At 36.4% G+C, this 20,355-nt stretch carries 25 protein-coding genes and 1 pseudogene; all 26 read left to right on the top strand.

What is annotated here, in order from left to right; genetic code table 11:
• Positions 1-59 precede the first annotated feature (59 nt).
• Positions 60-1,028 carry a hypothetical protein gene (locus V8V91_RS05145; protein WP_373399111.1) on the top strand — a complete coding sequence of 323 codons (969 nt, stop codon included), beginning with the start codon at positions 60-62 and terminating at the stop codon, positions 1,026-1,028.
• 81 nt (positions 1,029-1,109) lie between these two features.
• The gene (locus V8V91_RS05140) at positions 1,110-2,174 is read left to right on the top strand and encodes an MBOAT family protein (protein ID WP_373399110.1); all 1,065 of its coding nucleotides are present in this window, start codon (positions 1,110-1,112) and stop codon (positions 2,172-2,174) included.
• Positions 2,141-2,647 (top strand): hypothetical protein, encoded by a 507-nt coding sequence (locus tag V8V91_RS05135; RefSeq protein WP_373399109.1) that lies wholly within the window; start codon positions 2,141-2,143, stop codon positions 2,645-2,647. The genes V8V91_RS05140 and V8V91_RS05135 overlap by 34 nt, the downstream gene beginning before the upstream one ends.
• 53 nt (positions 2,648-2,700) lie before the next feature.
• Positions 2,701-3,765 carry a hypothetical protein gene (locus tag V8V91_RS05130; RefSeq protein ID WP_373399108.1) on the top strand — a complete coding sequence of 355 codons (1,065 nt, stop codon included), beginning with the start codon at positions 2,701-2,703 and terminating at the stop codon, positions 3,763-3,765.
• A gap of 40 nt (positions 3,766-3,805) precedes the next feature.
• Entirely contained in the window at positions 3,806-4,132 is a 327-nt protein-coding gene (locus V8V91_RS05125) for a hypothetical protein (RefSeq protein WP_373399107.1), read from the top strand.
• Between the two features lie 31 nt (positions 4,133-4,163).
• Positions 4,164-5,249, top strand: coding sequence for a DegT/DnrJ/EryC1/StrS family aminotransferase (locus V8V91_RS05120; RefSeq protein WP_373399106.1), 1,086 nt, complete (start codon positions 4,164-4,166; stop codon positions 5,247-5,249).
• A complete protein-coding gene (locus tag V8V91_RS05115) occupies positions 5,246-5,854 on the top strand; it encodes an acetyltransferase (protein ID WP_373399105.1) in 609 nt (202 codons plus the stop codon). Before V8V91_RS05120 ends, V8V91_RS05115 begins: the two co-directional genes overlap by 4 nt.
• Positions 5,855-6,247: 393 nt before the next feature.
• The gene (locus tag V8V91_RS05110; RefSeq protein WP_373399104.1) at positions 6,248-6,733 is read left to right on the top strand and encodes an FkbM family methyltransferase; all 486 of its coding nucleotides are present in this window, start codon (positions 6,248-6,250) and stop codon (positions 6,731-6,733) included.
• A 235-nt stretch (positions 6,734-6,968) separates the two neighbouring features.
• Positions 6,969-7,652, top strand: a complete 684-nt coding sequence (locus V8V91_RS05105) for an ABC transporter permease (protein ID WP_373399103.1) — start codon at positions 6,969-6,971, stop codon at positions 7,650-7,652.
• A 219-nt stretch (positions 7,653-7,871) separates the two neighbouring features.
• Complete coding sequence (locus tag V8V91_RS05100) at positions 7,872-8,930, top strand: polysaccharide ABC transporter ATP-binding protein (protein WP_373399101.1); 1,059 nt, start codon at positions 7,872-7,874, stop codon at positions 8,928-8,930.
• 89 nt (positions 8,931-9,019) lie between these two features.
• Positions 9,020-9,760 (top strand): hypothetical protein, encoded by a 741-nt coding sequence (locus tag V8V91_RS05095; protein WP_373399100.1) that lies wholly within the window; start codon positions 9,020-9,022, stop codon positions 9,758-9,760.
• Positions 9,724-10,182 (top strand): TDP-N-acetylfucosamine:lipid II N-acetylfucosaminyltransferase, encoded by a 459-nt coding sequence (locus V8V91_RS05090; RefSeq protein WP_373399098.1) that lies wholly within the window; start codon positions 9,724-9,726, stop codon positions 10,180-10,182. Before V8V91_RS05095 ends, V8V91_RS05090 begins: the two co-directional genes overlap by 37 nt.
• Before the next feature lie 7 nt (positions 10,183-10,189).
• The gene (locus V8V91_RS05085; RefSeq protein WP_373399097.1) at positions 10,190-11,068 is read left to right on the top strand and encodes a glycosyltransferase family 2 protein; all 879 of its coding nucleotides are present in this window, start codon (positions 10,190-10,192) and stop codon (positions 11,066-11,068) included.
• Between the two features lie 118 nt (positions 11,069-11,186).
• Positions 11,187-11,828 (top strand): glycosyltransferase family 32 protein, encoded by a 642-nt coding sequence (locus tag V8V91_RS05080; protein ID WP_373399096.1) that lies wholly within the window; start codon positions 11,187-11,189, stop codon positions 11,826-11,828.
• 131 nt (positions 11,829-11,959) lie between these two features.
• Positions 11,960-12,628, top strand: a complete 669-nt coding sequence (locus tag V8V91_RS05075; RefSeq protein WP_373399094.1) for a hypothetical protein — start codon at positions 11,960-11,962, stop codon at positions 12,626-12,628.
• Entirely contained in the window at positions 12,604-12,927 is a 324-nt protein-coding gene (locus V8V91_RS05070; protein ID WP_373399093.1) for a hypothetical protein, read from the top strand. The genes V8V91_RS05075 and V8V91_RS05070 overlap by 25 nt, the downstream gene beginning before the upstream one ends.
• Positions 12,924-13,172 (top strand): glycosyltransferase, encoded by a 249-nt coding sequence (locus V8V91_RS05065; RefSeq protein WP_373399092.1) that lies wholly within the window; start codon positions 12,924-12,926, stop codon positions 13,170-13,172. The genes V8V91_RS05070 and V8V91_RS05065 overlap by 4 nt, the downstream gene beginning before the upstream one ends.
• Positions 13,145-13,813 (top strand): hypothetical protein, encoded by a 669-nt coding sequence (locus V8V91_RS05060; protein WP_373399091.1) that lies wholly within the window; start codon positions 13,145-13,147, stop codon positions 13,811-13,813. The genes V8V91_RS05065 and V8V91_RS05060 overlap by 28 nt, the downstream gene beginning before the upstream one ends.
• A gap of 309 nt (positions 13,814-14,122) precedes the next feature.
• The gene (locus tag V8V91_RS05055; protein WP_373399090.1) at positions 14,123-14,839 is read left to right on the top strand and encodes a glycosyltransferase; all 717 of its coding nucleotides are present in this window, start codon (positions 14,123-14,125) and stop codon (positions 14,837-14,839) included.
• Entirely contained in the window at positions 14,728-15,039 is a 312-nt protein-coding gene (locus V8V91_RS05050) for a glycosyltransferase (protein WP_373399089.1), read from the top strand. The genes V8V91_RS05055 and V8V91_RS05050 overlap by 112 nt, the downstream gene beginning before the upstream one ends.
• The gene (locus V8V91_RS05045; protein ID WP_373399087.1) at positions 15,029-15,925 is read left to right on the top strand and encodes a glycosyltransferase family 2 protein; all 897 of its coding nucleotides are present in this window, start codon (positions 15,029-15,031) and stop codon (positions 15,923-15,925) included. Before V8V91_RS05050 ends, V8V91_RS05045 begins: the two co-directional genes overlap by 11 nt.
• Before the next feature lie 221 nt (positions 15,926-16,146).
• Positions 16,147-17,097 (top strand): glycosyltransferase family 2 protein, encoded by a 951-nt coding sequence (locus V8V91_RS05040; RefSeq protein ID WP_373399086.1) that lies wholly within the window; start codon positions 16,147-16,149, stop codon positions 17,095-17,097.
• A gap of 259 nt (positions 17,098-17,356) precedes the next feature.
• The gene (locus V8V91_RS05035; RefSeq protein WP_373399085.1) at positions 17,357-17,599 is read left to right on the top strand and encodes a GIY-YIG nuclease family protein; all 243 of its coding nucleotides are present in this window, start codon (positions 17,357-17,359) and stop codon (positions 17,597-17,599) included.
• A 233-nt stretch (positions 17,600-17,832) separates the two neighbouring features.
• Entirely contained in the window at positions 17,833-18,333 is a 501-nt protein-coding gene (locus V8V91_RS05030) for a glycosyltransferase family 2 protein (RefSeq protein WP_373399084.1), read from the top strand.
• 429 nt (positions 18,334-18,762) lie between these two features.
• Positions 18,763-19,886: pseudogene (locus tag V8V91_RS05025) on the top strand (glycosyltransferase family 4 protein).
• Complete coding sequence (locus tag V8V91_RS05020; protein WP_373399083.1) at positions 19,883-20,317, top strand: hypothetical protein; 435 nt, start codon at positions 19,883-19,885, stop codon at positions 20,315-20,317. Before V8V91_RS05025 ends, V8V91_RS05020 begins: the two are co-directional and overlap by 4 nt.
• The last annotated feature ends 38 nt before the right edge of the window (positions 20,318-20,355 follow it).

The raw sequence follows: 20,355 nt of genomic DNA, 5'->3' as shown, positions 1-20,355 counted from the left end.
ATTTGATAGAATATAAAGGAATTTACCTTCTATTGGTACAATAAAGAGTTGAATTAGGATTGAGAAAATTTCTTTTTAAGATTGGGATTGCAGGATTATTTACTTTTCTAGGTTACCTCGTTGTGATTTTGGCTTCTGATATTGAATGGTTTTCCAAGCTAACGAAGATTGAAATTCCTATTTTTAGGGGAGGTAACGGGCATCAATGGACAAGACTAAGAGAAGCAGATACCACCAAAAATGTAGACATACTTATATTAGGTTCATCTTTAGCTCAAAGTATCGACGTTAGGAGATTTGATCAATTTAATTTACGGGCATTTAATCTAGCTTCAGGTTCCCAATCTCCTTTACAAACCAGTTTTTTACTAGAAAAGTATTTAGAACAATTTAATCCAAAGTGGGTGATTTGGGATTTTCACCCCTTCACCTTTACAAATTATGGAATTGAGTCCATAGTAGATATTACTTCTAATTGTGATGATTGTTCTAATTTGTTACCTATGATTGCCCAAACAAGGAGTGTTTATTCATTTAATACCTATGTAAAAAGAATGTTACATAAACCTTTTGAGGATCCAACATTCAGGGAACCATTAGAAACAGAACTTACAACATATATCAAAGGAGGTTATATGGAAACGTTTTTTAAAACTCCTGACCATGAAATAACTATGGATGAATTCCACTATGAAGGGTTAGATTTACAAAAACATACCTTCGAATCAGAATTATTCATGCTTAAAAGAGAAGGAATTAAAGTTATCCTTGTTTACTCTCCAAAATACCATGCCTATAATAATAGCTTTAAAAATAGCCAAGAATGGTTTGATTATGCCTTAAATCTAAAAAGTCAGAACTTGATTGAGGATTTTCTTGACTTCAATACACTGATTCCAGGTTTTGAATCTAATACATTCTATTTTTATGATATTGGTCATCTTACTGTCAAAGGAGCTGCCACCTACAATGAAGTCCTTTTTAAAATCTTAAGGACACGATTTTCAAAAGAGTTGGATATAAATTGAGTTCACGTTTTTGGCTAGTTAAAATAAAAACCGGATAGAAATAGAATCAACCCTAATTCAAAGGATATTTCAATTTTTTTGATGCTCTTTAATTCAATCAGCTTCTTCATTTTTCTTCCAATAGTATTTTTACTTTATTGGTTTGTATTCAAAAAGAATTTAAAAATTCAGAATGCATTTCTACTGTTAGCGAGTTACCTGTTTTATGCATGGTGGGATTGGAGATTTTTGGGATTGATTATTGCAAGTTCGGTCGTGGATTATTGGTGTGGGTTGAAGTTGTCAAGGATCCAAAGCCAAAAGTCCGTAGTAGATTCTGATTTAATAGGAATCGAGCCTGCTACTTTTGAAAAAGAGGCAAATGATTTGACCACAAAGCGATTCTTGTCTCCAGACAATGGACATTGGACTACTAAGGGTTATTTAGCCATCAGTCTATTTTTTAACCTTGGTCTTCTTGGTTTCTTTAAGTATTTCAACTTCTTTATTGAATCTACTGCAGATATTATATCGCTTTTAGGATTTCAACCTAATATCAGTACTTTAAACTTGATCTTACCGGTTGGTATTAGTTTTTATACGTTCCAGACATTGAGTTATACCATAGATGTTTATCGAGGGAGAACCAAGCCTACCAAGGATCCTATTGCATTTTTTGCGTTTGTAGCATTTTTTCCTCAGTTAGTGGCAGGACCAATTGAAAGAGCATCCAATTTTCTCCCTCAGTTTCTAAAAAGAAGAACCTTTAACTACCAGCAAGGAACTAATGGTATGAAATTAATTCTGTGGGGATTGTTCAAAAAAATGGTCATAGCAGATAATTGTGCCTTAGTAGTCAATCCAATATTTGATCATTATCAAACTGCCTCAGGACTCGAATTGATTATGGGGGCTTTTCTATTTTCAATTCAAATTTATGGGGACTTTTCCGGTTATTCTGATATCGCCATTGGAGTAGGGAAACTCTTTGGATTTGAGTTAATGACTAACTTCCGAACACCTTATTTTAGTAGGGATATAGCGGAATTTTGGAGAAGATGGCATATTTCTCTTTCTACCTGGTTCCGGGATTACGTTTATATTCCCTTAGGGGAAGTAAAGTTTCTAAATCAATGGCAATACGAAATATTATTCTTGTGTTTTTGATTTCAGGATTCTGGCATGGAGCTAATTGGACATTTCTGGTATGGGGCGGAATCCATGCTGCCTTATTTATCCCGGTCTTCATACTTGGGAAAAGCAGAGTACATTTAGGGGAATATGCTTCAGGTAATTATTTAAGTTTTAAAGAAATCCTTCAGATAGTGGTAACTTTTGTAATCGTAAGCATGACATGGATATTTTTCAGAGCAAATTCCATTCATCAAGCTTGGGGATACTTGGCAGGATTAATTGAAAATCCATTTTTGCCTTCGAATTATGGATGGATAGCCTATGATTTAAGAGTGCTTTTGTTGATTTTTCTCTTGTTGGAATGGGTAGGAAGATTTCATTTCAATTGGCTGGAAAAGTTGGAGGGTAAATGGTATCGATATCCTGCCTATTTTAGTACCATGATAGTAATTATTTGGTGGGGTATGGCATCTGAAAAACAGGAATTTATTTATTTTCAATTTTAGTGAAGCTTCAATATTCCTTGGTTTTTTGCTTAATCGTTTCTAATAATTAAAATTTGAGAAACTTATTCTTATTAGCATTTATCGCCCTAATCGTTTTTCTTCAGATCAATGGAGAGAAAATCCCTGTAAATGACGGTGCATTTGGAGGCGGTGTTTTTTATAGGGATGTTGGCAGGTTCTTTCTAGATGATATAGAAAATTCCAGCTATAACTTGGTTCAGCTTACAAGGATTCTGCCTTTTGCATTGTTGAATTTATCTTTTTCAGCTTTTCATATCGTCAAGGATGATGAAGGCCTAAGGAATGGAATGTTGATCTGGCAAGTAGTATATCTTGGCTTGGCGATCTACTGGTACTTACGAATCGCAAAGAAACTAAGACTAAATAGTGCTTTGATTACGTTAGGCTTTATTCTCTTCTTCTTCAATTTTGCATGGCTCAAATCCGTATGGTATCATCCCTTTTCCCCTGATATGATGGCTTTTACCATGGGGGTTGGGCAGATGAATTATTTTCTTAGATACGAAAAATTCAAACTGGGGATGTTGTCGGTACTGGGGGCATTTGTTTCCCCTTTGCTACTGATATCTGGTATTTTGATGTTGTTTCTCCCTGGCGACAAATTGCCTATGTACGAAGGGGAGCGACCAAAATCTGCCAATCCGGTAGTGTTTTCTCTTATAACCATCATTATCTTCTCCATAGTGGGATGGGGGATTTGGGGTTGGAGAAATGAACCGATTATTGACCAGGTTTTTCATGGGCTTGCACTGTTATCACTTCCCGTGTGGATCATCTATGTGGCTGTCAATAATAGCTTGGACTGGGAAGTGGCGATTAGGCAATTGAAGAAAAGGACTCATTCATCCCGATTGAGCAAAGGAATTATGTACCTCACCGGAATTTTATTGATTTTGGTGTTGCTCTCAGGCAACAATGAATCTTTGGGTGTTTTTCGAATTTTGAAAGGAATTGGTGCAGGTGTTTTTAAATTCCCAGGGATTTTATCCTTTCTGCCACACTCCATTGGGGAATATTGGTATTGGTTACTTTGGTTTATATCAAACGGTTTTTGCAAGAGATGGGCAGGCTGGGATGGTCTATTTGTCTTATTTTAATGATAGGAGTATTATTCCTTCCTTTTTTAAGGCCAATAACATGGCAGCTTGGATTCCCATTTGGGGAGTCGTGGTAATCAAGAGCATGAAGCGATATAAATGGACCGGTAAAGAGCTGATTTTTTATGGAGTAATGGCTTTGGGTATTTCATTGACCTGGCTTCCAATCAATAATGAAATTCTGAGTGATTATTTAACAAGCTGGAATCCAGATTTACTTCCAACTTGGGGAGTTCAAAAGTGGGGCATTCATTTGCCTGAATATACTTCTATCCTAAGTTATTTTCTGATTTTTATGGCCCTTGGGGGATTGTTTTATTGGGTATGGAGGAGAAGGAAAAAGTATATGAAAGTGATAGTAAATTGATCTTTCCAATCTAGATTATTTATAGATTTCTATGATCCCAGTAACTAAACCATTTTTACCTCCTCGAGCTGATTATGAAAAATACCTTGATGGAATCTGGGAAAGGAATTGGTTAACCAACAATGGCCCTTTGGTAAATGAGCTTGAGTTAAGATTGAAGGAATACCTTGGATTAGATCATTTACTTTTTGTAAGTAACGGGACCATTGCGCTACAAATGGCAATTAAGGGGCTTGGTCTTAAAGGAGAAATAATAACCACTCCATTTTCCTATGTGGCCACTACTACCAGTATTATTTGGGAGGGTTGCCAACCGGTTTTTGTGGATATTCTGCCCGATAGACTAACCATCAATCCGGATTTAATTGAAGAGGCAATCACTTCCAAGACCTCTGCAATCCTGGCTACCCATGTCTATGGAATACCCTGCGAGGTGGAAAAGATCCAACAAATTGCTGATAAACATGGGCTCAAAGTAATTTATGATGGTGCACATGCTTTTGGGGTTAAATTTAAGGGCAGGTCAATCTTTGAGTATGGAGACATCTCAACTTGTAGCTTCCATGCAACTAAGCTATTCCATACAATAGAAGGAGGAGGAGTTTTTACCAAAGATCCAGAACTACTCAAGCGAATGGCCTATCTCCGGAATTTCGGGCATGATGGCTTTGAAAAATTCAATGGAATAGGGATCAATGGAAAAAACTCAGAATTTCATTCTGCTATGGGTTTGGCTGTGCTTCCTTATTTGGAAAAGATTGTACAAACTAAAGCTTCCCAAGTACAATTTTATAAGGGTTTGTTAAAGGGCTTAAAAGTGACTTATCCGAAAACCGAGAATATTGAAAATTACAATCATTCCTATTTTCCAATTCTATTTTCTTCCGAGGGTAATTTAAAGCGCTCCAAGCAAATTCTTGAAATGAATCAGATTGGTTCCAGACGGTATTTTTATCCTGGATTAAATGGGCTGGATTATACATCTGGAGATTGCTCGGTCTCTGATGATGTTTCTAAACGTATCCTTTGTCTTCCTCTTTATCATACCCTCACTCAAGAGGAACAGCGGATGATTGCTCGACTTTTATTGAGAGTTCAAAATAATCCTGATTTATGATCATAGCAGGAGCTGGAGGGCATGCTTTGGAAGTTTTAGATATTCTGATTGCAAATGGGATTAATGAAGAACTTTTCTTTTATGATGACTTAACAGAAAAGGAAGTATTTAAAGAGAAATACCCTGTAATCAAGTCCAAGCTGGAACTAGAAATTCAACTCCGAAAGAATCCTCAATTTATTTTAGGAACTGGAAATCCTAAACTGAGATATCATTTTTATCAGCTTTTCAAATCATTGGGAGGAGAATTAATTACCATCACAGGATCAAGTTCCAATATCAGTTCAAGTAGTAGTATGGAGGGTGTGGATTCGATGAATTTGTGTTTTATTGGCCCAGAGGTCAAAATTGGAATAGGAACCTTAATTAATACGGGGGCTCAAATACACCATGAGGTCCAGCTGGGGGAGTTTTCAGAGATCAATCCAGGGGCTGTTTTATTAGGGTCTTGCCAGATAGGATCTTTTACCTCCATAGGGGCCAATGCAACCATTCTGCCTAAAATTAAAATTGGAAATAATGTTAGGATTGGTGCAGGGTCAGTAATAACTAAAGATGTTCCGAATGCAGTAACTGTGGTTGGAGTGCCTGGAAGGATTGTTTAAAATTAAATTCTGTAAAAATTGAGATTGTATGAATTTATATTAAAACTCAATGGAAAATTTCCTGCTCTTCGGAAAATTTCTCAGTCCATGGTCAAAAATGCTGTATTAAACCCTTCGAAAAGGTTGAAACTAAATAACCTTTACCATAGGCTTTCATATTACGAGAAATCGATTTTTCATGCGCTTTTTGGTAGGATTTTCAGAGATGGAAATACCTATGATATAGATGGTAATTGGATTTTAAAATTCGCAGGAAATGAAATCCGAATTCCTTTAACAAGTGATTCACTTTGGCTGGATTGGGAAACAGCTGTTTCTGTATTGGGGCATGATTATGAGGTCAAAGCTTACTATGAGCAGGAAATCACTTCTTCTAAGCCTCCAAAAAGCTTTATGGACATAGGAGCAAATTTTGGTACTCATTCCCTTTTATTTCTAAAATCAGGAATAAGAACCATTTCGATAGAACCCAATCCTGAATGCAAACCTTACTTTGAAAGATTAACAAAATGCAATCAAATTAAGGGAAAATGGTATTCAATAGCCATGGGAGAGGAAAAGGGTATTGCAACTATCAATTTTCCAGAAGGAGAAACATGGTTAGGATCTTTGAATAAGGTGGATTTTAGTAAAAGAAAAGAAGCATTAAAATCTTATCAAGTGGAGGTTGAGAGTTTGGATAACTTTTTATTGTTCAACAATTTTCATCCAGACTTAATCAAGATTGATACAGAAGGATTTGAAGAAGCTGTATTAAAAGGAGGAAGTGGTTTTTTAACTAGTTGCCATCCAAAGTTAATTTTTGAGGCTAACACTGATAAAGAATTTCAAACCCTAAATTCTTTTTTAAATCAACAGACTACAGGATTTTTAGTTTAAAAAACATCCAATCAAATAGTTTAAAGTCTTTTCCAAAAATGAAGATAATTTTATAAGTATTGCAACCTAGAAAATTAGAATTTCAGTCAATAATTGAACCTTCAAAAGGTTGGAAGTTTATAGACTTTCAAGAATTATGGAGATATAAGGATCTTCTCTATTTTTTAACAGTTAGGGAATAAAAGCCCGATATGCTCAATCCATTCTTGGTATTGGTTGGGCAATTATACAACCTTTGTTTACGACGCTGGTTTTTACCGTTGTGTTTGGAGGATTAGCTAAGGTGGATTCTGATGGAATGCCTTATATTCTTTTTTCCTTTTTAGCACTTTGGCCATGGTCTTATTTTTCGGGTACCTTGTCTGAATCAGCTAATAGTTTGGTGGCTAATGCTGGAATGATCACCAAAGTCTATTTTCCAAGATTGATATTGCCACTTGCCGCTATCTTTTCCAAGCTGTTGGATTTTGGAATCTCATTTATTGTACTCTTGGGGCTTCTAATATACTTTCAGATAATTCCGGGTTGGGGCTTGCTAGCACTCCCTTTACTTTTGCTTCAACTATTGATGTGTTCTCTGGGAATAGGGATGATTCTTTCAGCTATGGCCGTGCAATATCGGGATGTAAAATATGCGCTTGGCTTTATAATCCAACTCTTACTCTATGGAGCACCTGTAGTTTATAGCACCACCGCTGTTCCCGAGGTTTGGCAGTTTGCATATTCCGTAAATCCCATGGTTGGTGTAATTGAAGGAATTCGGGCTGGTTTCCTAAATAGGCCTATGCCATGGGAATGGATCTGGCCAGGAAGTATTGTAGCAACAGTACTCTTTGTTTATGGCCTTTTTACTTCCGTAGGATGGAAAAAGTGTTTGCCGATGTTGCATAACTATCGTTTAAGATTTCTCATTTTATAATTCAGCCTTTAAATAAATGTCTGACACCATCATAAAAGTAGAAAACCTCTCCAAACGCTACCGCATAGGCCTTCAGGAAAAAAGGCAGATACCTTCGCTCAGCAGCTTATTTATAATTTAAAGGCTCCCTTAGATAATTTCCGAAAAATTAAAAGCCTTGGGAAATTTGACGCTGAAAGCGATTCAGTTCATTGGGCACTAAAGGATGTCAGCTTTGAAGTGAAGCAGGGAGAGGTGTTGGGGATTATTGGGAAGAATGGAGCTGGTAAATCAACGCTCTTGAAGATTCTATCCAAGATTACCGAACCTACATCAGGTCGTATAGAAATGAAAGGCAGAGTGGCAGCACTATTGGAAGTAGGAACTGGCTTCCATCCAGAACTAAGTGGAAGAGAAAACATCTATATGAATGGGACTATCTTGGGAATGACCAAGAAGGAAATCGATAGCAAACTAGATGAAATCATTGATTTCTCGGGGGTGGAGAAATATATAGATACCCCAGTCAAATTTTATTCTTCTGGAATGAGGGTCCGTTTAGGATTTTCAGTAGCTGCTCATTTAGAACCAGAAATTTTGATAATTGATGAGGTATTGTCGGTAGGGGATTATGAATTTCAAAAAAAGTGTTTGGGCAAGATGAACGAGGTAGCGAAAGACTTTGGTAGGACCGTACTTTTTGTAAGCCATAATTTAGAATCGGTAAAAGGATTGTGCAACAAAGGTTTGCTAATTGAATCTGGAAAAGTTGCATTTGAAGGAGAAGCATATCAATCAGTAGATTTTTATTTGAATAAGACATTTAAATTTGATTTTCAAAGGGTATGGGATTATGAGAATGCTCCAGGGGATGATTTTGTAAAATTCAAAAGAATTGAATTAGTCGGGGTAGGTAAAAATGGGAAAAACTATATTTCAAGAGATGAAGAAATAATGATCCAAACTGAATTCTGGATGGTCCAAGATCATATAAATACAAATCTAAGTTTGCATTTGTATGCAGGGACAGGAGAATGTATTATGAACATCCATACTCAATTTCCTACACCAAAACTTAACAAAGGCCTATATTCCGCCTCTTGTATAATACCTTCCAGACTTTTGAATGCAGGTATGTTCTCTGTGTCTATACTGGTTGTAAAAGATTCTTCAATCAAATTATTCAATTTTGAGGAGGCTATTTCATTTGAAATTGTCGAGGAAAACCAAAAGGAATTCAGCTGGTATGGTAAAGTTCCTGGCTTTATTAGACCGGATATCAATTTCGAAATCAAGTAATTAATTGGCTTCTAATTTAAATTTTATCTTGATTTTTAATGGTACCAATTGCCTAGGTTGATTGATGAACTTCATTAGTTTTTAAATTCATGATTGATGTGATTTTGTCATTTTTCCGGCTAGTGAATGAGGTTTTTTTAAAAGGCAAAAGAAATATACACCTAGTGGAAGATGAAAAGTTTATTGATTTTGCATATAGGGAGTTTAATGAAGCAGGAAATCAGGGACATCTGTTTCTGATTGTAGGTCCAAACCAAAAATTGAAATTCATTAAGTCTTCAGAAATTCTAATAATTCACCCTCGTTTGTTTTGGCATTTGATTCCTTATACAAAAAGACAAGTCAAAAGTATTTTCTTCCATAGTTTACCCGGGAAGTTTTACAAAAATCTCATATTAAGAATACCTCAAGAAATCCCCATTTTTTGGATGAGTTGGGGTTTTGACTTAATTGAAGTTTTTGGCGATGGCAATAACTATGTAAAGCCCAAAACAAAAATAATTGCATCTATAAAAACCCAATCCCATCTAATAGAAAAATCTGGAACTTCATATTATCAAGCGTTTAAAACTTTGCCAGAATCCAGTTTGATGGTAAGTAGAATAGATTATTTATCCACGGTAATGGAGGAGGAAAGAAAAATCATCGATTTGAGTTTCTACCAAAAAGCTCCAAAATGGATTCCTTGGAATTATTTTAACATGGAGGAAGATGTTATCAAGGGGTTTGAAGACAAGGAGGTTAGAGGAAAAATATTTTACTTGGGAATAGCGGTAATTTTTGGAATAACCATTTGGATGCATTTGAGGACCTCCAACAGTTTCAATTAGACATGGATAAGATTGTATGTCCATTGAGTTATGGGGACACAACCTATCGAAATCAAATCATGCTGAAAGGAAATAAAATCTTTGGAGACAGATTTATTTCCTTGAATGACTTTATGCCCTATCCTGATTATGTCCAACAACTGCTATCCTGTTCCTATTTCTTTATGAATAGTCTAAGACAGCTTGGACTTGGAAACATATTGCTGTTATTGTATTTGGGATCAAAAGTAATTTTGGACAAGTCAAATCCTGTATATAGATTTTTCATAAAGAATGAGATCCGGGTTTTCAGTATTGAAGAAGCAAAATCAGGAAATTTGGAAATCATTGACCTTGATAAAACAAGGTTCAATCTGATTAGAGTTTGGGGAAAAAATGCGATTCGAAGCAAAACAAACCAATTGATTGGCTTGATAAAATAATTTGAAAATGCCTCTAGTATCCATCCTGATCCCTAATTATAATAAAGCGCTTTATCTGAGGGAAACTTTGGATTCTGTGTTGGAACAGACGTATACCCATTGGGAATGTATCATTGTAGATGACCACAGTACCGATAATTCTTGGGAAATATTGGAGGAATACGCATCAAAAGATTCTAGGTTCAAACTTTACAAAAGACCTAAAGACCGCAAACCGGGAGGCAATGCAGCGAGGAATTATGCTTTTGAATTGTCCGAGGGTGACTATATCCAATGGCTTGATTCTGATGATGTTATTTCTCCCGTTAAAATTGAAATTCAAATCAATCAATTTGAAATAGGAGAAGCTGAAAGTATTTCTGTTTCGAATTGGTGTGGTTTTGAAGGGAGCATTGATATTGATTTGGCATTTCAGGCAAGAAAGAATTTTTCATTTCAAGCCAATAGATGGGCAGGTTTCCCAACTGATGGCTTGAATCTATTACTTCACATTTTTTACATTAGGACATTTATTCCTCCACATGCCTATTTGATAAAAAGAGAAATACATTTGGCTTCTAATGGCTGGGATGAGGAATTGATCCGAAATCAAGATGGGGAATATATGACCAGGATATTGGTGGATGTCAATGAAATTGGGTTTTTGGATGATTTGTTGACTTTTTATAGAATTCCAACATCCAACCATACGAGTAGGGATGAGAGCTTTGTAAGTTTATTGTCATTATATCAAAGTTTTGAAAAATGTACAAAGACGGTTCTTTCTAAAAAGAATGACAATAAAACCAAAGTCATACTGAGTACTTTATTTGAGGATTATTTCCTTCGGACAATTTTTTCATATCCTGAATTGTCAAAAAATCCCTTGAAAGGATGGTTCAGCTAAATCCTAAATTGCGGTATGACCTTTCCAAACCCAAAATCATCCTTTCCAGCATTTGGTTTGGGATGGACCGAACCATCAAATTGAGATCAAATCTTGCAAATTTTAAAATGCTATCTGATTGATCCCAAAGGTTATTCATTATTGCTGGTTTGGGAACAAAACAATGACGGACTTGGAACTCAGCTGTATCCAATCCTGGAGGGAGTTATTACCCGATTACGAAATCAAACTTTGGAACGAAAGCAATTTTGATTATTCGGCCTATGCGTTTTCTGCCAAAGCCTATCAGTTAGGTAAATTTGCTTTTGTATCAGATATCTGCAGGTTGCATGCGCTCTATACAGAAGGCGGGGTTTATTTGGATACGGATATGTTGGTTTTGAAAGATTTTGAAGACCTGCTGAAAGAAGACTTTTTTCTAGGAGAAGAAAAAGAGGGACTGGTTAATGCTGCTATTGTCGGGTCAACAAAAAATAACCCATTGGTATCCTCCCTACTCGATCAGTACAAGCAACTGACTTTTGACTACCAAACACCTTTGGATATTCCCACGTTCCTGACGTCCTATTTGGACCGGCATAAGGCAAGGGTTTATGCCAAGGAATATTTCTACCCTTTGCCATTTGCTAAGAGGGATTGGATTTCAGGCCTTTTGTACAGGCTGAAACCTATGCAGTGCATCTTTGGAATCATAGCTGGAGAAATGAGTGGCACTTTCTTCACGATAAAAATTTCAGGATGGCATGGAACCAATATGTGAGTCATCTTTTTGAGGGGCCACTGACAAGTAAAAAGGTGTATTTCCCGGTTCAGTTTTGTAAGTATTATGTTGCGCACCTGTTTCCAGGATTCTATGATAAGGTCAAATCTCTGTAAAATCATTGAAAGCCCATGAATAGGATACCAGGTTCGCTGGAGAAAATCCTTGGGGAAATCCATGATAATGGAGAAGAGTTGGTGGTCTTATCCAATTACTTCACTTCCAAAAATGATCCTATCCGGGGATTCAAACAGCAAAATGACAATTTTAACTACCTAGCCAATTGGTACCACAGCATCCATGACTTGGGGTTAAAGGCGATTGTGTTTTACGATAAGCTTTCTCCAGAATTCCTGGGAAAGTACAGTACCGACAGGATTTCCTTTGTTTATTGTAAGCTTGGGAATTATTCCCTCAATGATGAGCGTTTTTTTATTTTTAAGGAGTTTATCTCTCACTTGAATCCTGAAACCTATGTCATCACGACAGATATCAATGATGTGGTATTCAACAGGAACCCATTGCCTTTCCTAAAACAAAATCCTAAAAAGCTATTCGTGGGAAGGGGTGACAGGAGGTTCTGGAAAAGCGGTACTTGGACATTGAACGCACTGAAGGAGTTCAATGACAAATATCCGGGGAAGGTTCCTCCAAGTATGCTGCATTTTCCGGTTTTGAATCCCGGTACTGTTGGGGGAAGTCATATAAAGTTGGTCTCGTCTTTCAAAAGATGTGTGCGTTATTTGAAAGCATCGGGGATGATGGCAACTATGACATGCAGGCCTTCAATTATATCATGATGCGCGATTATGTACCTTATGGATCAAGCATTGATAAGTTTGTGCCTTTTGACTGGAACTATTGGTTTCAATACCTTTCTTACCGGGTTCACCGAAAGCTGGAAGGGAAATATCGGAAAGATAAATACGACCTGAGCAATGTCGAAGAATCCATTGTCAAAAATGACTATATCCATGCAGGTTTTCCTTTTGTGAGTATGTTCAATTGGTTTGAACAAAAGGGGATTCCCAAGCCTATCTCATTCATAAATAAATCCCATTGGCTAAATCCGATAAAATTCTCGTCAGTGTCTGTATGATCACTTATAATCATGGTGATTATTTGGCGGAAGCTATTAATGGGGTTTTGAACCAACAAATTGATCAGCTTTTTGAGCTCATTGTTTCAGATGATTGCTCCTCTGACCATACCGAAGAATTAGTAGGTGGTTTTATTAAGAGCCATCCTCTTGGTCATAAAATCAGATACGTACGTCATAAGAATAACTTGGGCATGTCTAGGAATTTTTTTGGACTATGCATCAGTGTCAAGGTGAGTACATAGCCTATTGCGAGGGAGACGATTATTGGACCGATCCCCAAAAGCTTCAAAAACAAATTGATCACCTAAATAGTAACGAACAATATTCTTTTGCTTTTCACCGGACGACCCTATTTTATCAGGACAGTCAAATTTCCAAACCTGACCTTAACGAGAGGTTTTTTAAAGAGAATCAAAACCAAGTGGAGGTTAACGGTTTTTCATTGGCAAATGGCTGGCAGATAGGAATGCAATCTTTGGTATTTAGGAAGAATTTGATATCAGGACTGACAATCGAGGGTTTTGAATATTTTAGAGATGTGCATTTATTAACCCATTTGTTAGAAAGCGGGAATGGGGTTTGTCAAAATTTTTTTGGTTCTGTTTACAGAATTCATAAAAAAGGAGTCCATTCAAGAACAAGTAGATCAGATAGTCTTAAAGTAGGGTTTTATTGTTTTGACGAACTGTATAAACGTTATAAAAAAGACTTTCTGAAACTGTCAAAGAGTAATTATTTGCACGAATTAATCCAGCAGAAGATTGCCAATAGAGAATACCAAGAGGCAATTAAATACCTTAAATACTTTATAAATAAAGATTTCAAACCAAAGGTATTGGCATATTATCTCAAAGAAATTATTGTTTCAAAGCTATCCTCATGAAGATTGGGATATTAGTAGAGTCTTTTCCTAAAATTTCACAAACTTGGCTTGATAACCAACTCATTGATCTTTTGAAGAGAGGACATGTTGTTACAATTTATTCTGTTTATTCTTCTTTGATCCAATTATCCATCAACAAGTCAAGACCTATCGTTTGCAAGAAAGAAACCAGTATTTTTATTATCCTAAATCCAAATCGGTGAAAAGTGTATTTGGAGGTTTTAAATACGCTTCCAAGTTTTTTGGAAATACAGGTTTTTTTAAAATCTTCTTAGCAATAAAGGCTGTAGTTGAAAAAACCTTGAACCTTTGTTTGCATTTAATTATGCCTTTTTGAAAGACATTGAAAAATTGGATATCCTACATGCTCACTTTGGCGAAATGGGAGTTTTTGCTGCTAAAATGAAGAAAACTGGTTTGTTAGGAAAAGCCAAGGTTGTGGTTTCTTTTCATGGCCATGATATTTTCCCTTACAAAAAGGATTTTTACAAAAATGAATATAGGATTTTTGAAAATTATGCAGATAGATTATTAGTTAATTCTAAATACAGTTATTCTCTTTTGAATGAAATTATACCTTTCCCCCAAGTTAGAATATTACCTGTCGGTTTAAGTCTTGATTATTTTAAACCTGAATCCAATTTATCTTTAAAGCAAAAAGTTAGGATAGTGTTTTTAGGAAGGATAGTTTATCTCAAGGGAGGTTTGATTATGGTTGAGATTTTCCATCGACTTTTTAGAAAAAATCCTGGTTTGGAATTGATTATGATAGGGGATGGAGAAAAAAGAGAAGAAATAGAATCTCTAGTAAAGACATACGGAATAGAAAACTCTGTCCAAATTAAAGGTGCCCTATCGCAGGATCAAATAATTGATGAATTTAATTTGCATCTATTTATGTTTATCCCGGACTGTTGGATCCATTTTTTAATGCAGGAGATACCCAAGGTCTTGTTGTGCAGGAAGCTCAGGCTATGGAATTACCCGTTGTATGTTCTGATATCGGAGGCATTAAATATGGCTTGAAAGAAGATGAAACTGGTTTTTTGGTGCAGGAAGGTAATGTCGATGGATTTGTTGAAAAGATTCAATTGTTGATTGACCAGCCTGATTTAAGAATAAAGATGGGGAAAGCGGGAAGGGAATTTGTCAAGAAGCACTTTGATTCAAAAGTAATCGGCGATCAGTTGATGTCAGTTTTTACAGAAATACTTCATGACCGATGATTCTGTGAACCCATATTTTTCTATAATTATACCTGTTTACCGAGATACTGACCGGCTGAAAATGTGTTTAAGTACTTTTAGCAAAATTTCCCTTGAGTGTTTTGATTTTGAGGTGATTGTAGTCAATAATGATCCGGAAAGTCCGTTACTAGATTTAAATCATTCTGAATATCCCATTCAGATTAAGGAAGTTTTCCAATCTATTCCTGGTTCATATGCAGCTAGAAATCAAGGGATTGCTGTTGCTAAAGGAGAAATAATTGGATTTACAGATTCAGATTGTTTGCCTTCTGAGAATTGGTTGAAGGTGGCATTTGAACATTTTTCAAAAGATAGTAGAAAGGAAATTGGGATCTTTACAGGTCCGGTTCCTTTGTTTTTCAAAAATCCCAAGGCACTTTCAGATGCTGAAGTATTTGAAAAATATACTGGTTTTACGACAGAATCTTATGCCAAGGAAGGCCATGCCATTACTGCAAACTGGTTTAGTCCTGTTGCTGTGATACGGGAATTTGGAGGCTTCAATGCGGAGCTCAAATCAAATGGGGATTCGGAACTATCGGGAAGGATTTCCCAAAAATATAAAATAGTCTATTCCCCAAAACTGATTGTTCACCATCCTGCCCGTTATCATACCCAAGAGTTGGTTAATAAATACAAGAGATTATTGGGAGGAGCTTATTCCCGAAGATTCCAAAGTAATAAAAAGGGCTTTCGAAATCATGTAATTGATTTTATTTGGAGAAGGTATCGATTCGCTTTTAAAAAATTGGTTACGATTTCTCCAAAGGAATCGTTGGCAATCCTAAAGGTTTGCCATGCAATAAATAAAGGAGCTTTAGAAGAATACAAAAGCTTAGTAAATGGTGGTGAAACTAAGCGTTGATTTTCATAGAGATTTGCGTCATTGCGAGGGGCAAGAGAAAAGTTTTCATTTAAATCAATTCCTTAAGGCCCGAAGCAATCTTTAGGATTGAAGTATAATTAAGACAGATTGCTTCGTCGTTCCTCCTCGTAATGACGATGGATTGCTTCTCTTTGCTCAAATGACGGTAAACCTAAAGCATTCTAAGGCAAACGAAACAAAACCATAAAACTTAGATTTAATTGAACCCTTTAGTTTCCATCATCATTCCTGTTTATAACAAGGCTGCTTTTGTGGCTGAGACTTTGGATTCGGCTTTGGGACAAAGCTATCCAAATATAGAACTGGTTTTGGTGAATGATGGTAGCATTGATGGGTCGATGACGATTTTAGAAGCCTATCAATCGAGATTTCCAGATAAAATAATTTTAATAGATCAGCTTAATGGAGGAGTTTCTAAAGCAACTAATATAGGAATCCAAGCAAGCAAGGGCGAGTATATCCAGTTTTTAGATGCGGATGACATCTTATCTGAGGATAAGATTCTTAAACAAATAAAACTTCTTGAAAATCAAGATTCCAAAGTAATGGCATCCAGTGAATGGGTAAATTTCAAGGAAGATATTGCGGTGTTTTCAAGGTTGCCATACGGTGTTTTTCAAAGTTTTGATTCTGGAATGGACTTGCTTCTTAGATTTTGGAATTTTCAGGAAATGCATCAGCCAGGTGTTTATTTAACACATCGAACACTTATCAAAAAGGCCGGGTCTTGGGATGAAACCTTGAAAATCAATCAAGATGGGGAGTTTTTTATGCGGGTGTTACTTCAGGCTAGCAAAATTCGTTTTGAACCTACCGAGCGAGTTTATTACAGACAGCCAGGAATATCCAATGTTTCCCAGCAGAAGTCTGAGAAGGCTTATGCCTCACTTTTGGATTCGTATCAAGCCTATGAGCGGAATGTGCTTGTAGTAGAAAACTCACCTAGAGTAAGAAAGGCTTTAAAGAAAGTATATCAAAAGTTTATTTACGATTGCTTCCCAAATTATCCCCATTTGGTAGCCAAAGCTGAGGAATTGATGGAAACCTTGCAGATTTCTGAAAAGACTTATATAGGAGGACCAAAATTTCAGGAGCTTTCCCGATTAATCGGGTTTAAAAATGCTTTGCGCTTAAAGCGATGGTTTCAATAGTGAAATTGAAACGTCATTGCGAGGGGCAAGAGTAAGGTTTTCATTTAGTTTAACATTTAAAGCCCCGAAGCAATCTTTTGTTTGGACTAGTATTGAAACAGATTGCTTCGCTTCGCTCGCAATGCCGAATTAAAGACGTCATTGCGAAGGTTTCTATTCCAATAGTAAAGAACACAAGAAAGTTGAAAACCTGAAGCAATCTTTTTGATAAAGAAATAGAAGCTCACAGATTTCTTCACTTCCCTTGAAATGACTTAAAATGAAAAAAGGAGGCGCTGTATATATAATGACCAATTTCAATAATACAGCCCTTTATACAGGTGTCACTGCTGATCTTTTTCAAAGGGTTTATCAACATAAAGAAAGGCTAGATCCGAAGTCCTTTACTCACAAGTACAATATTAATAAGCTAGTCTATTTTGATACTTTTCATAGTATTGAAGAGGCTATTGATAGAGAAAAACAGATCAAAGGCGGAAGCGAAAAAAGAAAGAGGATTTGATAAATTTTATGAACCCAGCATGGAAAGATCTTTGGGAGGGTGTAAAGGATTGGTGAAATTATAACGTTATTCTGAGGGTAAGAGCAAGGTTTTAATTTAGTATAGAATTTATAGCCCCGAAGCAACTTTTGGTTGGAGCAGTATTGAAACAGATTGTTCCTCTATTACTGCGGATCAAAGTGACGAGTAGTTTGCTTCGCTCCATTCTTCCGCTCGCAATGACGAATTAAATTATGTTTTCCGTAATTATCCCACTATATAATAAAGCCTCTTTCATTGGCAGAGCCATAGACTCTGTTATGAATCAGACATTTCAGGAATTTGAAATTATTGTGGTCAATGATGGATCTACTGACGGCGGAGAGAAATTGCCAGAAAAATACAATCCTGAAAAGGTTATAGTAATCCACCAAGAAAACCAAGGAGTATCTGCTGCCAGAAATGCTGGGATAACTCAGGCTAAGTTTTCTTTTGTGGCATTTTTGGATGCAGATGATTACTGGCATAAGGATTATCTAAAAATCACTTCAGAGGCTATTAAAAATTTTCAGGATGTTGGGGTAATAGGATCTCATTATTCTCATGATGAGCTTCCAGAAAGAGTTGAAAACCCAGAAGTTTTATCTCTGACAAACTACTTTTCAAAGGCAATTCATAACACATTTTATTCTTCCTCCTCAACTATCATCAGAAAAGACTTTTTGACAGCAATGAAGGATTTAAGACTTATTTAAAAATAGGAGAGGATTTAGACCTTTGGTTTAGAGCAATTGCTTTTTTTGGTAAGGCGTATTTGATAAGAGAGAGACTTGTTTTCTATGATCTGAGTAGCTCTGAAAGTGGTCTTATTAAAAAGAATTTAGCTTTTTCAATTCTTTCCGAGTTTTTGAAAGATGATTATCTAAGTGAAGAGCAGAATGCCATGGAATTGGAAAGTTTTAAAAGGAAATTTATTCTGTTCAATTTGTTTGAGTACTATTCCTTGAATACAAATAAATCAATTCTTGAGAGCCTTTTAAAGAAAGTTGGCACAGATTATAGCCTAATTGGCCTGTTTTATAGGTTACCAGGAGAATTTTTGAAAAAGTATTTTTCTGTTAGGTCGCTAAGTAACTTGTTTCGAAACTATATGAAGTTTTGCTTCCGATATATCTATTCTTGAAATGAAAGTAGTTCGTGTCGTTTCAGAATTGGATTTTGGTGGAGTAGAAAAAGTTCTGGCGATTTCCTTGCCTGCACTTAAAAATCAAAATGGCTTGGAGCTTAAGCTTATCGTATTAGGAAAAGGCGGAAAAGTTGCAGAAGAATTAGTTTCTCAAGGAATCAAGCCGCAGATTTTAAGCTTTAATCCCAGAATCCCAAATTTCAAACTCATTAAGGAACTACGAAACATTTTGATTGATTTCGCACCTGATGTAGTACATACACAAGGGGGAGAGGCTAATTTTCATGGTATTTGGGCTGCTAAATTAGCCAATGTTCCTTTGGTTGTTGGGGAGGAAATTGGTATTCCGAATCACCACACTTTTTGGAGATATGTTTTTAAGTGGGTTTATCGTAAAGCGAATAAAGTAATAGCTATTTCAGAAGCGGTCAAGGAAGCGATTGTGGAGTTGGGAGAGGTGGAAGCTTCAAAAGTAAGTGTAGTATATAATCCAATTAGCAGCCCCGAATTCCAAACAGGACTGTCGACCGTCGACCGTCGACCGTCGACCAAAAGACAACCATTCGTTTTTGTATGCACATGTCGATTAGTACCGATAAAAAACTTGGATCGATTGTTAGTTGCTTTTGAGGGTTTAGTTAAAGAGAATCGGGGTAGGCAGATTTTTCTTAAGATTATAGGAGAAGGGCCAGAAAGAAATAAGTTAGAAAGCTTAAGTCAGAAATTAGAAATGGGGGATGTGTAGAGTTTTTAGGTTTTCAGGAGGATGTTTGGCCATTTTTAAATGAAGCGGATGCTTTTATTCTTCCATCGCTTCGAGAAGGATCGTCGGTTTCCTTGGCTGAGGCCATGAGTGCCGGACTTCCCAGTATTGTCACCCGAGTAGGAGGAGCTCCAGAAATCCTGGGTAAATCCCAATCGGGGATTTTAATTGATCCCTTAAATAATTCAGAAATTCAATCAGCGATGCAGCATATATTGGACATTCATTATGAAGAAAGAATTTCAATGGGACAAAGGGCAATGGATGAAGCTAAACGTTTTTCAATTGAACATTATTTAGATTCCTTACTATCCATTTATGCTTTTTCAGATTTAAGAATTAAGCCTTCAGACTTTTGATCAGGGTCCTTCATTGTATAGAAACTATAGCCTCAGGAGGTGTAGAGCAGGTTCGTTTAACTTTGGTGAGAGGTTTAGATCCTTCAAAGTTTGAGCATAAAATTATCTGTACTTGGAAGGGAGGGGCTATAGCGATTGCATTAGAGCAAGAAGGTATTGAACTAATCCCAATAGGCGGTTTTACTCATCCATTCGAATGGAATAAGCAAAAGCAGGTTTTGGAAGTGATCCGGAAATTCAAACCTCATATTATCCATGGGGCTATTTTTGAAGGTATGAGTATGGCCGCAATAGCTGGGACATTAGGAGGAGTCCCAATTAGAATTTTGGAAGAGACTTCGGAGCCAATTGGAAGAAGCAAAAATCTCTTTGGTTGCAGCGATTATTTCTTAGGTTATCTGATAAGATCGTGGGTATTTCTCCATCGGTAGTCAAGTTTTTAATCGAAAAAGCAAAATTGCCTGCATAA

The organism is Algoriphagus halophilus (assembly GCF_041729275.1).
Lineage (GTDB): Bacteria > Bacteroidota > Bacteroidia > Cytophagales > Cyclobacteriaceae > Algoriphagus > Algoriphagus halophilus_A.
Note: the sequence above shows the minus strand (reverse complement) of the source record. Positions and strands in the feature narration are given on the sequence as shown.

What these genes read in the sequence shown, in the direction of transcription:
- V8V91_RS05140 (WP_373399110.1), top strand. Translation starts at nt 1,110, where the DNA reads ATGCTCTTTAATTCAATCAGCTTCTTCATTTTTCTTCCAATAGTATTT.
- V8V91_RS05135 (WP_373399109.1), top strand. Translation starts at nt 2,141, where the DNA reads ATGGCAATACGAAATATTATTCTTGTGTTTTTGATTTCAGGATTCTGG.
- V8V91_RS05125 (WP_373399107.1), top strand. Translation starts at nt 3,806, where the DNA reads ATGGCAGCTTGGATTCCCATTTGGGGAGTCGTGGTAATCAAGAGCATG.
- V8V91_RS05120 (WP_373399106.1), top strand. Translation starts at nt 4,164, where the DNA reads ATGATCCCAGTAACTAAACCATTTTTACCTCCTCGAGCTGATTATGAA.
- V8V91_RS05115 (WP_373399105.1), top strand. Translation starts at nt 5,246, where the DNA reads ATGATCATAGCAGGAGCTGGAGGGCATGCTTTGGAAGTTTTAGATATT.
- V8V91_RS05110 (WP_373399104.1), top strand. Translation starts at nt 6,248, where the DNA reads ATGGACATAGGAGCAAATTTTGGTACTCATTCCCTTTTATTTCTAAAA.
- V8V91_RS05095 (WP_373399100.1), top strand. Translation starts at nt 9,020, where the DNA reads ATGATTGATGTGATTTTGTCATTTTTCCGGCTAGTGAATGAGGTTTTT.
- V8V91_RS05085 (WP_373399097.1), top strand. Translation starts at nt 10,190, where the DNA reads ATGCCTCTAGTATCCATCCTGATCCCTAATTATAATAAAGCGCTTTAT.
- V8V91_RS05075 (WP_373399094.1), top strand. Translation starts at nt 11,960, where the DNA reads ATGAATAGGATACCAGGTTCGCTGGAGAAAATCCTTGGGGAAATCCAT.
- V8V91_RS05070 (WP_373399093.1), top strand. Translation starts at nt 12,604, where the DNA reads ATGCAGGCCTTCAATTATATCATGATGCGCGATTATGTACCTTATGGA.
- V8V91_RS05065 (WP_373399092.1), top strand. Translation starts at nt 12,924, where the DNA reads ATGATCACTTATAATCATGGTGATTATTTGGCGGAAGCTATTAATGGG.
- V8V91_RS05060 (WP_373399091.1), top strand. Translation starts at nt 13,145, where the DNA reads ATGCATCAGTGTCAAGGTGAGTACATAGCCTATTGCGAGGGAGACGAT.
- V8V91_RS05045 (WP_373399087.1), top strand. Translation starts at nt 15,029, where the DNA reads ATGACCGATGATTCTGTGAACCCATATTTTTCTATAATTATACCTGTT.
- V8V91_RS05035 (WP_373399085.1), top strand. Translation starts at nt 17,357, where the DNA reads ATGAAAAAAGGAGGCGCTGTATATATAATGACCAATTTCAATAATACA.
- V8V91_RS05030 (WP_373399084.1), top strand. Translation starts at nt 17,833, where the DNA reads ATGTTTTCCGTAATTATCCCACTATATAATAAAGCCTCTTTCATTGGC.